Genomic DNA, 13,459 nt, shown 5'->3' on the forward strand with positions numbered 1-13,459 from the left:
TAATTACTGGAATAGCTATGGCTTCTGCTACTCTTGCAGATGGAAGTGGTGATTTTAATACCTCTAGGAGTTTGGACAGTGTATTTATGCCAATATCTGAAATAAAAGACACATTTGGTTCTGGAAAAGAAAAACCTACAGGTAGCAAGGGATAGAATTAATACAGGGTTCGGTGCTTAATCCAAAATTTACTGTATTTTATAGAGTTCGCTAAATCTTCTGATTTGGCTTTAGATAATTAAAAATTAAAACAAAATAAAAAGTTTTGACTAAGTGTTTAATAGCTTATTATAGCTGAATATTTTGTAATAAATTTGAGAAAAACAAATGAGTCCAATTGAATTTAAGGAAATCTGGATGAGAGATGATTCAGAAAAATGGATTGAATTTCCTTCCGAGCAAGTAGAAAAATCAAATCTGAATAATGAAACAAAAGGATTTCTAAAAGTGGGATTACCTGAAGATTCTGCACCTTTTTTAAGCTTTGGATTAAGAAGCTATGATTGGGAGTTTAATACAATTCAAGGTTACTATGATGATTATGACTTAAATGAAAAGGCCAAAAACTATTGGATATTTGGCTCAGACGGAAGTGGAAATCCAATTTGTATAGATTCATCAGATAATGACAAATTAATTTTACTTGACCACGAACAAGATTTTGAAATTATCCAGACGATGAATAAAAATATATCGGAATTGGCCTCCTCAATGTTGTTGTTTAGAAACTTCATTGAAAAGGTAAATTCAGAGCTAGGAAAAGATGGTTTTTTTGACTCAAAATTCACTGAAAATCATTTAGTCGAATTAGAAAATGGTTTTAAAAAACTAAATCCAGATTATTATATTCAATCGAGTTTTTGGGATTCTGAAATCGAAAATTTAAGAGCAGAAATTGAATGAAAAATGGTTTGCAACATTAGTAATAGCTTCATGAATCATAATTTTAAGAAACAACTACAAAATAAGCCCTTTTTAGGGCTTTTATTTTTCGCGCAGGCTTTCTGAAAACTAAAATTAAGTGAGCTTAAAACAGAAATTTGTTTGTTTTTTAAGACATATTTAGATAAAATATGTAAAAATGATAGTTAAGCTAGATTATCCCAATTAACCTTAAATGAAATTACTAAGCTGAGAGCTGATGAGTTATTTTTAATTGTTTTAGCTATTGATTCAATAGAGATTTTTAACAACTTAAAGTTAAAACAATAAAAACTTTACTGTAATTGTTAGCGTACTGCCCGCAAAGAGCAACCCCTTTGTTGTAATTGTTAGCGTACCGATTGCAGAGAGCAACTCCCTCGTTGTAATTGTTAGCGTACCGCCTGCAAAGAGCAACTCTCTAGCTGCAATTGTTAGCGTATCGATTGTAAAGAATAACTACACAACCAAAAAAAGATGGTTTTACCTTACTTTTTTTACGGCTTTTTAATGCCTTTTCTCTTTTTCATAAAATACATTTGTAAAAAAAAGCAATGTTCTTTTTACAAAGAACAACAACTCCCAGACCAAATACTTATGATTTACACATTTATTAATTGTAAAGAAAAAAATTATGGCAAAATCACAATTACATTTTTTGGGACATGTAGTAGGCTTATTAACAGTAGAAACCGTTTACACTAAAGATTTTAACAAATATAAGGGTGTTCCTATATTCTATAATAAAGGCGGCTTACTTAAATTTGTTTTCGATTTCGAAGCTAACTTTCGTTTTTTAAAACGCATGAAGACTGTTAATTACAAACTTTATAAACGAGGCTATCCCATTGATGATGGGAAAATTGTTTTCTATGATGCGAATGGCGATCAACTAAAGGTATGGATCTTTAAAGATGCGCCTGTTGTTTATTATCAGTTTAAATTTGATGCTAACGGTGGCGGAATGAGGGTAGAAATGATAATTTCTCCTGCTATACAAAACTATGGTAGCAAAATTCATAGAAGCTGGCACATAACACCTATTGAAGAGGAAACTTACAAATCGCCTGTGCAGGCTGCTGAGAAGAAGGAGAATTTTTATTTAAGTATACAACATTTAACCGATAAGAAAACACTAGTTCCGCTAGGAATTCCTGCGTTTAATAAATCGTCAGAAAATCAAAATATTGAATTTGAAATAGATATTACTGAAAATGGTATTGACGATTTTCAAGTAGAGTTTTTACACAATAATAAAATTATTCAGTCGTATTATTCAGGCGAACAAACATTAGATGAAGTTGTTGTAACCGCAAAAGGTTCGGGTAATTCGTCTAATTCTACTACCAATAGCCAAAACACGCAAAGTAATTACCCAAAAGGAAAATACCATGTTAAGTGGGATGGTTTTGATAAGAATGGTATTTACGATAGTACTATTTTTACCACAGGTAAACTAAAAGCACGTATAAAAGGGAAACGAAATGGTATAGAAAAAATAGCAGAAAGCAGCGAGTTTTCTTTTGAGTATAAAGAGGTAAATTGGGTAGATACTAAAATTAATAAAAAGACCAAACGTATTGATGTTACACTTCGTGTGAATCTTAAAGATGGAGGAGAAAGAGGTGTTGAATGTGTTGATGAAATAATAGCTCCTGATCCTATTACTATATCAGAATGTCCTTGGGATGAAATACCTAAGGAAGCGTTATCTTACTATAGAAAACCTATAATAAAAAATAGAACAAAAAAATTTGAAGAATTAAAAAAAATGGTTCTAGAAGGTGTAAATATTCATTGGAGCAGACGACACTCTAATACGGAAGGAACAATAATTAATGGCATGAATTGGGAAATAATAGTAACAGCCATAAATACAGAAAATTCAAATATTAGTTTAAATGATATTCCTTTAATTTATAATACAAATAATCCCTGGTCTCGTTCTGGAAACCCTGGAACAAGTACTTTAGGTGATGGTAATAAGATGGATGAACTTGCAAGAGTCCTTCCTGACGGTATTGTTCAGCGTATTTCTTATAATGTAGGTTAAATAAATTATACTAATTGGAAAAATTTGGATAAAACACATCGGTTATATAAATTAAATGGTTGGCAATACTATCAAGAAAGAGATGAAGAAAAAGAGTTCAAATATACTGCTGCACACGAAATAGGGCATGAAATACTACAATCTTTTGGAGGGACGGTATACTCTTGGCAGCATAAGGGCAGTTCTTATTACTTACCACAAGATACTAAGCCAACAAGTAAAGAATCTTTTAAAGAAGAATATATCAATAGAGATTTTATGGAGAACACTAAAGGAGAAAACTATCTATATTCAAGGAATATAGATTTAATGAAATATTATAATAATGACCCAACAAGATATGACTACAAAAGAATAGTTGCTCATGAAAAGGATATTCTAGGTCTACTTTGGTTAACTAAACTAAAAATAAAATGAAGTATATAATATTCATAACAATTTCTATTTCATTCTTTTGTTGTAAAAATAAAATAGACACAAAAATAAAAGGTTTTGTTTACACTACACAAAACCTTCCTGCTCTAAATATAGAAATTGGATCAAAAATTACTTATTCACCCATGCATTCTAATTATGCTAAAAGGGAAAATTTGATTTTAAAAACTAATGGAGAATTTGAGTTTAATATAAAAAGAAATGAAATGGAAGGAGATAATAGTTTTGCTATTATTTTTAAAAAACAAGGATATAAAGATGAGTATAGATTTATAGATATAAGGAAGAATAAAATAATTGATTTAGATACAATATATTTAAAAAAGAAATAAAATATAATTTTTCAGATATTACAGCCCATGAAATAGGGCATGAAATATTACAAGCCTTAAAAGGCACGACTTATTCATGGCAGCATAAAGGTAGCTCTTATTACTTACCACAAGACACAAAACCAGTAGAAGAATCATTTTCTGATAAAATTACTCACTTGGATTTTATGGATTCAAATGGGGAAAACTTTCCTTCAAAAGGTAATGAGATCGATTTAATGAAATATTATAATGGTAAAAAGCCTGTAGATTTTTATGAAAGAAGAGTTGCAAGTAAAGAAGATTTAATAGGTTTAATATGGCTCACTAAATTAAAAATAAAAAAATGAAAAAAATAATGAGTATTCTAGTTTTGCTAATACTTACAAGTTGTTGGCGTAAGTCCCACAAACTAGTTGATAATTACAGAGGCTATATTTATGATTCGAAAAATGAACCTTTAGAAAATGTAAGGATTCATGAAATGAACCTTAAGTCTGCGAAATATACCTATACAGATAAAAAAGGTTATTTTTTTTAAAAACCAGGAAGTTCAACTTTTGTTGATGATTTACTTCTTGAAAAAGAAGGGTATATTACAGATACTATTAATTCTTTTTCAGTAAGTCATAGTGGAGAACGAGAAACTCTTTTCTTAATGGAATGGTCTGATACGGTTCGTATGCGAGAAGTTAAAAAAATAGATATTCCTAACAATGGGAATAAGTAATAGAATTTAAAGTAACTGCCGTTCATGAAATAGGGCATCAATTATTGGATCAATTAAAGGGTAAATACCATTCATATACCCATAAAGGAACTTCGCACCCAAGTGTGATTATACAAAGCCCTGTTAAAGGAACTAGGTACCCTGCGGGAGGGAAAGAAATTGACCTAATGAAATATGCAGATGATTTTCGTCCCTATGACTATTTTAAAAGAAGAGTACTTTCTGAAAAAGATCTATTAGGGCTTATATGGTTAACTAAATTAAAATTAAACTAATGAAAAAATTAATGAGTATTCTTGTTTTATTGCTATTTACAGGTTGTTGGCATCCGTCTTACAAACTAGTTGATAATTACAGAGGCTATATTTATGATTCGAAAAATGAACCTTTAGAAAATGTAAGGATTCATGAAATGGATTATAAGTTAGTTAAATATACTTACACAGATAAAAAGGGTTACTTTTTTTTTTAAAAAGAAAGTTCAAATTTTGTTAGTAATTTACTTCTTGAAAAAGAAGGGTATGTTACAGACACTGTTTTTTCTTTTTCAGAAAGCAGATTTGGGAATAAAACTCGTTTCTTAATGGAGTGGTCTGATACGGTTCGTATGCGAGAAGTTAAAAAAATAGATATTCCTAACAATGGGAATAAGTAATTGTTTATATTTAAAAGTATTGCATTTATTAGTTTAATTTAAGAATTGTTTGTTTTCGATTTCGAAGCAAATTTTTGTTTCTTAGAACGGATGACTACTGTTAATTATGAACTTTATAAACGAGGATATCCTATTGATGATGGAAAAATTGTTTTCTATGATGCAAATGATAGCTTTTATTCTATTGGAGCAGGAAGAGGAACTAGCCCAGAAACAATTGATGGAGATGGAAACATTAAATGCGATTCTTTCTTCTCGATTGGCACAAGAGAGTTAGAAAATAATAACAATACATATTTTTATATCTAATGAAATTCCATATAACAGCTATTCTTGTAAACATTATACTAGTATTTGGTATAATGCATTTATATTCTTTCTTTGTAACATTTTTAGATGCTGGTTATTTTGTTAAAAAAGGTCAATATTTCGATTCTTATTTTGCTTATTCTATCCTTGTTTTTTCTTGGTTGGCTACTTTTATCATTTATAAAAACAAAAAATATAGAACACACTATTTTTATTTTGTTTTTATTAATTTTTTATTATTTTTAATAATCACTACTTTTAAATATGTATTATTTATAAATAATAGTACTACCGTTCAGTTTAAAATATTTAATTTATTTATAAGTATTAAAGATGCAATTTTAGAAACGATAATTCCTTTATTGATAATTTCTGTTTTAGTGAATTTCTTTCAGAATATAATAGGGAAGAAACTACTGCCAAGAATGTATGAAAAGTATTAAGAAGAGGCTGTTATTAAAGCTAGTTTTTTACTCTTTCCATTGTTTATAATACACTCATAAATATCTCTAAATGTTTATTATGTTTACATGTGTTAAAGGAACATAAAAACATAAGATTTCGTAATTTTCTATTCTTTAATTATTACACTATTACCTGACTTTGTCCCATCCTAAAATATGCATAGTAAAACAACCAACTAGGAGTTAACTACAACTTCAATTTTTAGTTAAACCTATTTTAAGTCCCATTAATATAAAAGCGAAACCACTAAATTTATGTAGTCGTAAACCAAGCTTTGGGTTATTTTTAATTTTCTCAAAAAATACACTAGCCAATAAAGTGAGGCTTAAGTACCAAACTATTCCGATTATTGCAAATGTTAAACCAAGGATTATAAACGGAATAGGATTATGAATTTGAGCTGGATTAATAAATTGAGGAAAAAAAGCTAAAAAGAATAATGCAACTTTCGGATTTAATGTGTTAGTTAAAAAACCAGCCCAAAAGTCACTTTTATTTTTCTGTTTCTTTTTACTTGTAACTGATTTAGGTAAAAATTCACTTTTAGTTTTAAGCTTTAAGAAACCTAAATAAATTAAATAAACAGCGCCTACATACTTAATAATTGTAAAAGCAAAAGCAGATTTAGCAATAAAAAAAGATAGCCCCAAGGCTCCCAATAAAGAATGAGTTAAAACACCTGTACTTATGCCTAGTGTTGCATTAATCTCTGATTTTCGTCCTTGATCAATAGATTTGTTTAATACAAAAAATGTATCAATCCCTGGTGTCATAACAAAAAGTAGCGCAGTTAATATAAAAGTGATAAAATTTTCTATTCCCATAATTATTTTCTTTTAAGAATTAAATAAAACTAGGGAACAAAGAAAATTGTTTGATTCAAATTGAAAAATACATATTTTAGCTATACTAATGCATAAAACGCATTAATCATGAATGTTCTACAAATTAAATATTTTTTAACACTTGCTAGTGAATTACATTTTTGGAGAACTGCTGAAAAAATATTTATATCCCAATCTACTTTAAGTAGGCAAATTCAATCTCTAGAAGATGAATTAGGTGTTAAACTTTTTGAAAGAGATAAAAGAAATGTAAAGCTTACCGATGCAGGTAAATTTCTTCAAGATAAATGGACCGTTATTATAAATGAGTTAGATCAGGTTCATAGACAAGCAAAAAAAATTGATAAAGGAATAACTGGTCAAGTTTCAATAACTTATCCGGGGTCTATTGCTTTTAAATTTTTACCAACTTTTTTGGAAACTTTAAATACTAATTTACCAGAACTTAAATTAGAACTAACTGAGCCAGTAGATGAGAATCATGAAAAATTATTACTTAACTATCAAACAGATATTGCATTTAGTAGAGATGAAATAAAAAATATAAGCATTGATTCGTTAAAGTTATCTTCAGAGCCAATTTGTTTAGTTGTTCCGAATAACCATTGGTTATGTAAAAAATCGTTAAATAACCTAAACGAGTTAAGAGATGAGAAGTTTATTATTTCAGGTTTGCATCAAAAAACTTTCTTTTCTTCACTTTTGAGAAATGTTAATACAGGTTTTGGTACTTAACCCAGAATTTTAAATAGGTCTATCAAATTTTTTGATTTAGATCTAAAATGAAAAGATAAAAGAAAGTAAAAAGTTTTGATTTGCCCTTTACCCCCAAAAAATCATTTATTTTCTGTCAAACTAGTCATATATTTAACATCAGTAGTAATATATAATGATATGAACGAGAAAGAAACATTTGAGTTAATAAGAATGAGTATTTTATCTATTCAAGAAAAAAAAGATAAACCAATTCGAATTGCAATAAACGGGATTGAGGGAACAGGAAAAACTGTTTTGGCTGAAAAATTGATTAAATATCTGAATTCAGAAAATTTGAACGCAATTCAAGTTTCAATTGATGGATTTCATTTTAATAAAGAAGTTCGATATAAGCAGGGTCGAAATTCAGCAAAAGGCTATTACGAAGACTCATACGACGAAATAGTGTTTGTAGAAAAAGTATTAAAATCTTCTCAAACTGATTTTCCAAATTATACAACTGCTACACACAATTTAGAAACTGATGAATACTTGAGTTTAGAGCCTATAAAATTAGAAAATAATTCGATTTTAATAACTGATGGAGCTTATTTATTTAAGCCAAATTATAGAAATCATTGGGACTTAAAAATTTATCTAAAAACAAGTTTTGAAATAGCGATAAAAAGAGGAGTTGAAAGGGATAAAGATTCTCTTGGAGGAGTTGAATTAACGAAAGAAAAATATGAAAAGCGTTATCACGAATCTTCGAGAATGTATTTAGCAGAAAATGAACCAGAAAAAATTGCAGATATAGTAATTGATAATTCTGATTTTAATAATTTAAAAGTGATAAAAAATACTATTATTAATAACGAATAATGTAAAAAATAAACAAAATTAGTCTATTAAACTTTAGTTTTTAGAGAAAGTAGCCTTGTAAGTAAGTAAAAAACACTAAAAAATAGAATTAAACAATTTATAGTTGATTATCGAAGCAATTGGATTTCTAATTGTTTCTTTGATAGGTAATTTATTTCTCGTAATTATGATCGTTTTGATTGACTTTTAAAGTGAAAAAACAGCAAGGGAAAGTGCTGTTATATTATATAATAACAAGATATTGCATTTATCTTTAAAATACCTAATTACGCACATTTAATAGTAAAATAATTATTGTTGGTAGTCGTTTTAAGATTAGACATATTTTTCACTAAAAAATAAACAAGATGAATGAAAAGCTGAAAACTATCAATTTTAAAAACATAAAACTTATAACTGTTACAAGTTTAATGTTTGTGATAGGAACTGTTTTTTCTCAGAATAAAATTACACCAAAAGACATTCGTTTAGATGCTACATATGAACATATTAGTGTATTGTGGGAAATTAATGATGATAATAATCATAATAGCAATCTTGAAATAGCGTATCGAGTATTGGGAACGGCGACGTATTTACAAGGAGCGAAAACGTTGAGAGCTTACCCAGAGATGAAAGTAAATAATACTAGTTTAAATAAAAATTATCTTGCCGGGAGTGTTCTTTTTTTAGAACCTGGTACAGCATATGAATTGAAGTTAAGTATAACTGATCCAGATGGCGGAAGCATAACAGAAATTAGAACCATATCTACTAAAACGCCACTAAAACATTCTTCTACTGGTTCTATCTATTATGTAGCACCTGGAAGCGGTGGCGGAAATGGAACAAAGAGTACTCCTTTTTTAGGATTGCAAATGGCAGCTGATAACGCTGTGGCAGGCGATTTATTTTTAATATTAGATGGTTTGTACAAACCATTTACCATTACCGCTGATGGTACAGTAGGTAACCCAATTGTATTTAAAAGTAAAAACCTTCATGGGGCTATTATTGATGGGGCTAATACAAGTGCAGGGATTGTTAATATTGGTGATTTTTCAAAAACTACCGAATACCTTATTGTTGATGGTTTTGTTATTCAAAATGGGCATTGGGCAATTAATGCAGAAAATACTGCTTTTGTAACTATTAAAAATAACAAAATTAAAGATGTAGGTTATGGTTATTACAACAGAAGAGAGAATGGATGGGAACATGATCAAACTATTGAAAATAATGAATTTACAGGAACTACATCTTGGCCACAATCTGGAATTCCATCTGAAAGATGTATTGATATTCGAGGGAATAATAATGTGGTAAGATACAATACGATTCAATACTTTGGAGACGGAATTTCTACTGACGGAAGAGCTGTTGATGTTTCTTACAGCATGGATATTTACTATAATGATATTGCATATTGTGTAGATGATGGTATTGAAATAGACTTTACTATAGCTAACAGTCGAGTATATAGGAATCGAGTATATAATAGTAGAACAGGTACGAGTTTAGCGCCAGTTTTAGGAGGTCCTTGTTATATTTTTAGGAATGAGTTTTTTAACATAGAAGACGGTTTTTCTGCCCATAAAATGAATAGAAGCCCAGCAGGTCTTATTATTGTACATAATACAAGTAATAAGAATGGTAATGGTTTATCTTCTCCAAGTGGTTGGCAGAACACTTATTTAAGAAACAATATTATTATGGGTACAGAATACGTATTTGAGGAATTCGGGTTAGTATCGGGTAGTATAGATGATTGGGATTATAATGCTTATTTTTCAGAAAGAAGCGGAACTAACCAGAGCGAATGGTTTAAATGGTCTAATATTCGTTATGAGAATATTGGTGCTTTACAGGCAGGAACTGATATAGAATCGAATGGAATTGCTATTACAATGTCTGATTTAAAGGATGCGAATTTACCAAACAATTATGTGCTAGGTGTTGTTCCTGGTCAACGAGATCTAGAGCTAACTGATGGTTCAGCAGCGATCAATTCTGGGGTAGCTATTGATAACCTCAATTTGCCATTTGTTTTTGATGGACGAGCCGACAGAGGAGCTTATGAGTTTGGGCAACCCTATCCTCTTTTTGGCGTTAATTTTGATAAAGCAACTCCTCCATATCATAATACTGAAAAAGCTTATAGTGTTTTTCCTAATCCTACGAGCGATCTTTTGCATTTTAATTTGAAAGGAAAAACACAATTCAATGAGTCTATAGAATGGACATTTTACAACCTTCAAGGGCAGCATATTAAAACCTTTCAAAATAATCAATCCACTATTGATATACGTTTTTTAACACGGGGAATTTATTTAGTGAAAATTAAAGTAGGCAAAAGACTAATTGTAGAAAAGATTCAAATTCATTAGAAAAATCTTCATTAGCTCTTTTAACTGTCGCAGAATAATAAGCTTTACAAATTCATAATAGTAAAAAACTATACATAGCCTGTACAGTTTTAAAAGAATAAAAAATAGAAATCAATTCGGATTTTATAGATAGTTCATATTATACTAAAGTGTTTAAGGAAATTTTTGAGTTAAATTCTAAGTTGATGCAGACAAGTTAGCTAGTTGATACAATTTTATTGTTTAAGTAGTAGCTATTTTTGTGTTCCTAATGAGAATAAAAAAATAATCAGCTAAAACAACTTAAAATAATGAAATATCTATTTTTGTTAGCAATATTAGCATTAAGTACAACAGCGAAAGGACAAAATATTGTGGGGCAATGGGAAACTTATGATGATAAAACGAATGAAAAAAAAGGAGTCGTAAAAATTTATAAAACGAACAATCTCTATTTCGCAAAAATTGTCAAAAAATATGGAGGAGAGAAAAATACAATCTGTAAAGAATGTAAAGGGGATAAAAAAGACAAACCAATACTTGGATTAATTATTATTGAAAACCTTAATAATACTGGCACTAGATATGAGGGAGGAACTATTCTTGACCCACAAACGGGAAAAATATATAGTTGTTATCTAGAATTAATTAAGAATAATAAATTGAAAGTTAGAGGTTTTATTGGTATGTCGATTTTGGGAAGAACTCAATATTGGAACAGAAAATAATAAAATGGTATAGAATAACGTGCATAAATAATGGATGAAAAAGTGCAAATCATAATTAGTATGTGCTTTTTTTATAGTTTTGTTATTATAGAAAAAGAGTTGATATAAAAGAAACCTGTTTATAGATAAATGTTATGGTATTTATACTTCTTAAAACTTGTATTAGAGAGCTAAAATAGCATCATGATTTTTAACCAAAATTTAAAAGATTACTTTTCTTATATAGAAGATGAAACCCTGAAGAAACAATGAAAAAAAACAAAATATATTTTGGAAATAACTGGGGTTTCTCAATCGGACAATTTGAAGATAATTTGCTGCATAAACATTATGCTATTCAAATAAACATCTCGCTAAATACCGAAATAATTTTAACAAAAAAGAATAATGAAATAGCTGAGTTTAAAAGCTTTCTAATAAAAAGCAACGTTACTCATCAATTGTCATGTGAAAAAGAGCACTTATTACTTTTATTTTATCCAACTTCTCCAATTGGACATTATTTAAATCAATTATCAAATAATGAAATTTCAGAATTCAAGCATCCAATTTTGAAAGAGTTAAGAAAATGCGGTATAGATTTTCTAAATGAAAAAATAAATTTTGAAAATGTTGTTTTACAAATTAGCAGTTTATTAGACGTATTTAAAGGGGAGTGCGAAACAGAAAATTTTTATAAAGATGAGAGAATTAAAAAGGCGATTAAATATTTAGAAGCCAATTTTAATCGAGTAATATCGTTAAAAGAAATAGCCAAAATTTGTTTTTTATCCGAAAGTAGATTTTTACACCTTTTTAAAGAAAATACAGGGATTACCTTTCGGAAGGTCCAACAATGGAATAAGGTAAGTAAATCTTTTAGTATGTTAAGAAAACAAAACTTGACAGAAACGGCGCATCAATTCGGATTTACAGATAGTTCACATTATTCGAAGGTATTTAAGGAGACATTTGGATTTAATCCTAAATTGATTCAGAAAAGTTAGCCAGTTGATACAAATTTGTTATTTAATTCGTGGGTACTTTTGTGTTTTAAATAAGAGTAGAGGGAGTAATAACGAGCTAAAAAATAACAATTTATGAAGGCTTTGCAAATAAAAGGATACGGAGATATTGAGACTAATTTATCTTTTAATGAAATAAAAATACCAACAATAGGAGATAATCAAGTACTTCTTGAAATACATGCAGCTGGTGTGAATCCGATTGATTATAAAATCACTGAAGGAGCCTTGAAAAGAATCCACAAATTAACATTTCCAGCTTCTATTGGCTTTGATGTTTCAGGGGTTATTATAAAAAAAGGTATTAAGGTTGAAGGCTTAAAAGTTGGAGATGAAGTTTACTCTAGAGTACCTAGAGAATTTCCAGGTGCATTCGCTGAATTTATTGCGGTAAACGCTAATGTAGTTAGTCTTAAACCATCAAACTTAGACTTTAATAAATCTTCTAGTTTACCTTTAGTAGGGCTGACTACAATTCAGTCTTTTAATAAAGCTAATTTAAAAACAGGTGATAAAGTATTAATTCATGCAGGTTCTGGTGGTGTAGGAACTTTTGCTATTCAATATGCAAAAAGTAAAGGTGCATATGTTTATACAACAACGAGTACTAAAAATGTTTCTTGGGTTAAAGAGTTAGGTGCAGATAGAGTTATTGATTATAAAACTGAGAACTATTTAGATATTGTAAAAGATGTTGACATTGTTTATGATACATTAGGAGGTAATTATACCGTCGAAGCATTTGATGTTATAAAGAGAGGAGGTAAAGTAATTAGTACTATTGGAGAAGTAGATAAAGAAACTGCAATAGAATTGAAACTTAATGGAATAATTCGTTTTGTATTGTCTATTAAAAGGAGAAAGATAACGAAGAAAATCAAGAGTAAATCAGCATTTTACAAACTTATTTTGATGCAGCCAGATAGAAAACAGTTAATAGAGATTAAAAAACTTGTAGAAGCAAGCTTAATTAAACCTGTAATTGATAAAACATTTCCATTCTCAGAATCAATAGATGCATTAGTTTATCAAAAATCTGGACGTGTAAAAGGAAAAGTAATAATTAAAATAAAATAACTA

Annotated in this window: 17 protein-coding genes and 1 pseudogene; 16 read left to right on the top strand and 2 right to left on the bottom strand. The window is 29.0% G+C overall.

Features of this window, described 5'->3' with window-relative positions; genetic code table 11:
* The first annotated feature begins 17 nt into the window (after positions 1-17).
* The 10 genes from H518_RS21020 to H518_RS0103285 all read left to right on the top strand — a co-directional run bounded on the left by H518_RS21020 (position 18) and on the right by H518_RS0103285 (position 5,857).
* Entirely contained in the window at positions 18-155 is a 138-nt protein-coding gene (locus tag H518_RS21020) for a hypothetical protein (RefSeq protein WP_155995143.1), read from the top strand.
* A 172-nt stretch (positions 156-327) separates the two neighbouring features.
* Positions 328-903, top strand: coding sequence for an SUKH-4 family immunity protein (locus H518_RS0103240; protein ID WP_028887736.1), 576 nt, complete (start codon positions 328-330; stop codon positions 901-903).
* Between the two features lie 652 nt (positions 904-1,555).
* Positions 1,556-2,974 (top strand): hypothetical protein, encoded by a 1,419-nt coding sequence (locus tag H518_RS0103245; RefSeq protein WP_028887737.1) that lies wholly within the window; start codon positions 1,556-1,558, stop codon positions 2,972-2,974.
* Between the two features lie 24 nt (positions 2,975-2,998).
* Positions 2,999-3,391: a hypothetical protein gene (locus H518_RS0103250; protein ID WP_028887738.1), complete on the top strand. Its 393-nt coding sequence runs from the start codon at positions 2,999-3,001 to the stop codon at positions 3,389-3,391.
* Complete coding sequence (locus H518_RS0103255; RefSeq protein ID WP_028887739.1) at positions 3,388-3,741, top strand: hypothetical protein; 354 nt, start codon at positions 3,388-3,390, stop codon at positions 3,739-3,741. The genes H518_RS0103250 and H518_RS0103255 overlap by 4 nt, the downstream gene beginning before the upstream one ends.
* 167 nt (positions 3,742-3,908) lie before the next feature.
* A complete protein-coding gene (locus tag H518_RS21025) occupies positions 3,909-4,070 on the top strand; it encodes a hypothetical protein (RefSeq protein ID WP_155995145.1) in 162 nt (53 codons plus the stop codon).
* 424 nt (positions 4,071-4,494) lie between these two features.
* Positions 4,495-4,725: a hypothetical protein gene (locus tag H518_RS0103270; protein ID WP_028887741.1), complete on the top strand. Its 231-nt coding sequence runs from the start codon at positions 4,495-4,497 to the stop codon at positions 4,723-4,725.
* Complete coding sequence (locus H518_RS0103275; RefSeq protein WP_028887742.1) at positions 4,725-4,922, top strand: carboxypeptidase regulatory-like domain-containing protein; 198 nt, start codon at positions 4,725-4,727, stop codon at positions 4,920-4,922. The genes H518_RS0103270 and H518_RS0103275 overlap by 1 nt, the downstream gene beginning before the upstream one ends.
* A 273-nt stretch (positions 4,923-5,195) precedes the next feature.
* Positions 5,196-5,414: a hypothetical protein gene (locus H518_RS0103280; RefSeq protein ID WP_028887743.1), complete on the top strand. Its 219-nt coding sequence runs from the start codon at positions 5,196-5,198 to the stop codon at positions 5,412-5,414.
* Complete coding sequence (locus H518_RS0103285; RefSeq protein WP_028887744.1) at positions 5,414-5,857, top strand: hypothetical protein; 444 nt, start codon at positions 5,414-5,416, stop codon at positions 5,855-5,857. Before H518_RS0103280 ends, H518_RS0103285 begins: the two co-directional genes overlap by 1 nt.
* Positions 5,858-5,868: 11 nt before the next feature.
* Here the strand turns inward: H518_RS0103285 and H518_RS21590 are convergent.
* Positions 5,869-5,990, bottom strand: a pseudogene (locus H518_RS21590) (IS110 family transposase); the annotation flags it as partial.
* An 83-nt stretch (positions 5,991-6,073) separates the two neighbouring features.
* The gene (locus tag H518_RS0103290) at positions 6,074-6,703 is read right to left on the bottom strand and encodes a LysE family translocator (protein ID WP_051263647.1); all 630 of its coding nucleotides are present in this window, start codon (positions 6,701-6,703) and stop codon (positions 6,074-6,076) included.
* Positions 6,704-6,811: 108 nt separating this feature from the next.
* Here H518_RS0103290 and H518_RS19140 point away from each other — a divergent pair, with 108 nt between their 5' ends.
* From H518_RS19140 to H518_RS0103320, 6 genes are all read left to right on the top strand, one after another.
* Entirely contained in the window at positions 6,812-7,459 is a 648-nt protein-coding gene (locus H518_RS19140) for a LysR family transcriptional regulator (RefSeq protein WP_081411147.1), read from the top strand.
* Between the two features lie 159 nt (positions 7,460-7,618).
* Positions 7,619-8,302 carry a nucleoside/nucleotide kinase family protein gene (locus tag H518_RS0103300; RefSeq protein ID WP_028887746.1) on the top strand — a complete coding sequence of 228 codons (684 nt, stop codon included), beginning with the start codon at positions 7,619-7,621 and terminating at the stop codon, positions 8,300-8,302.
* A gap of 347 nt (positions 8,303-8,649) precedes the next feature.
* A complete protein-coding gene (locus H518_RS0103305) occupies positions 8,650-10,668 on the top strand; it encodes a T9SS type A sorting domain-containing protein (RefSeq protein ID WP_028887747.1) in 2,019 nt (672 codons plus the stop codon).
* 290 nt (positions 10,669-10,958) lie between these two features.
* Positions 10,959-11,375 carry a DUF2147 domain-containing protein gene (locus tag H518_RS0103310; protein WP_028887748.1) on the top strand — a complete coding sequence of 139 codons (417 nt, stop codon included), beginning with the start codon at positions 10,959-10,961 and terminating at the stop codon, positions 11,373-11,375.
* Positions 11,376-11,623: 248 nt separating this feature from the next.
* Positions 11,624-12,361: a helix-turn-helix domain-containing protein gene (locus tag H518_RS0103315; protein ID WP_028887749.1), complete on the top strand. Its 738-nt coding sequence runs from the start codon at positions 11,624-11,626 to the stop codon at positions 12,359-12,361.
* A 93-nt stretch (positions 12,362-12,454) separates the two neighbouring features.
* Positions 12,455-13,456 (top strand): NADP-dependent oxidoreductase, encoded by a 1,002-nt coding sequence (locus H518_RS0103320; RefSeq protein ID WP_028887750.1) that lies wholly within the window; start codon positions 12,455-12,457, stop codon positions 13,454-13,456.
* Positions 13,457-13,459: the final 3 nt, after the last annotated feature.

The organism is Tenacibaculum ovolyticum DSM 18103, assembly GCF_000430545.1.
In the GTDB taxonomy this organism is placed as follows: domain Bacteria; phylum Bacteroidota; class Bacteroidia; order Flavobacteriales; family Flavobacteriaceae; genus Polaribacter; species Polaribacter ovolyticus.

Bases quoted from the DNA above. Each gene is read 5' to 3' on its own strand.
- H518_RS0103300 (WP_028887746.1), top strand. From the start codon at position 7,619: ATGAACGAGAAAGAAACATTTGAGTTAATAAGAATGAGTATTTTATCT.
- H518_RS0103240 (WP_028887736.1), top strand. From the start codon at position 328: ATGAGTCCAATTGAATTTAAGGAAATCTGGATGAGAGATGATTCAGAA.
- H518_RS0103320 (WP_028887750.1), top strand. From the start codon at position 12,455: ATGAAGGCTTTGCAAATAAAAGGATACGGAGATATTGAGACTAATTTA.
- H518_RS0103285 (WP_028887744.1), top strand. From the start codon at position 5,414: ATGAAATTCCATATAACAGCTATTCTTGTAAACATTATACTAGTATTT.
- H518_RS0103275 (WP_028887742.1), top strand. From the start codon at position 4,725: ATGAAAAAATTAATGAGTATTCTTGTTTTATTGCTATTTACAGGTTGT.
- H518_RS0103315 (WP_028887749.1), top strand. From the start codon at position 11,624: ATGAAAAAAAACAAAATATATTTTGGAAATAACTGGGGTTTCTCAATC.
- H518_RS0103255 (WP_028887739.1), top strand. From the start codon at position 3,388: ATGAAGTATATAATATTCATAACAATTTCTATTTCATTCTTTTGTTGT.
- H518_RS0103245 (WP_028887737.1), top strand. From the start codon at position 1,556: ATGGCAAAATCACAATTACATTTTTTGGGACATGTAGTAGGCTTATTA.
- H518_RS19140 (WP_081411147.1), top strand. From the start codon at position 6,812: ATGAATGTTCTACAAATTAAATATTTTTTAACACTTGCTAGTGAATTA.
- H518_RS0103290 (WP_051263647.1), bottom strand. From the start codon at position 6,703: ATGGGAATAGAAAATTTTATCACTTTTATATTAACTGCGCTACTTTTT.
- H518_RS0103280 (WP_028887743.1), top strand. From the start codon at position 5,196: ATGACTACTGTTAATTATGAACTTTATAAACGAGGATATCCTATTGAT.
- H518_RS0103305 (WP_028887747.1), top strand. From the start codon at position 8,650: ATGAATGAAAAGCTGAAAACTATCAATTTTAAAAACATAAAACTTATA.
- H518_RS21020 (WP_155995143.1), top strand. From the start codon at position 18: ATGGCTTCTGCTACTCTTGCAGATGGAAGTGGTGATTTTAATACCTCT.
- H518_RS0103310 (WP_028887748.1), top strand. From the start codon at position 10,959: ATGAAATATCTATTTTTGTTAGCAATATTAGCATTAAGTACAACAGCG.
- H518_RS21025 (WP_155995145.1), top strand. From the start codon at position 3,909: ATGGATTCAAATGGGGAAAACTTTCCTTCAAAAGGTAATGAGATCGAT.